Annotated in this window: 1 protein-coding gene; it reads right to left on the reverse strand. The window is 55.8% G+C overall.

Going from position 1 to position 390, the window contains the following annotated elements; genetic code table 11:
* Positions 1-385 (reverse strand): DUF2931 family protein (locus AC1DCY_RS27865; RefSeq protein WP_477356070.1); only part of this gene is annotated, 385 nt, incomplete at its 3' end.
* Positions 386-390: the final 5 nt, after the last annotated feature.

Here is a 390-nt window from a genome sequence, read left to right on the forward strand (position 1 = left end):
CTTCATAGGTCTGCGGTTCGGCCAGCGACTGCCAGCGTACGTAGACCAAGCGGGGTAGATCAGCACCAGTAACGCGTCGGCCACTGCCCGTTGGGTGTTCAGGCCATCCTTTGGGTTTGCCAAGAAACTTCTCAGGTATCCCTTTGCTGAGCGCGCGGGGATAACCCGTAGACACTCCTCCRCTRCCTGCRCCGCGGAACACGCGTCCATTGATATCCACGACATCCGCCGTTTCAATCCAGACCTCCATGTAAGGTCGGCCAAAGAAATTAAGACTCCACGCGTCATAAGGCAGTGACTGACCAAGGCCCGTGGTGCATCCCCCCAAGAGCAACGCCAATAACATTGCAACACTCGCTTTAACTGCGGGTGAGTTCTTAAACATTGGGA

The sequence above is a fragment of the Lysinibacillus sp. 10T31 genome, from assembly GCF_056394365.1.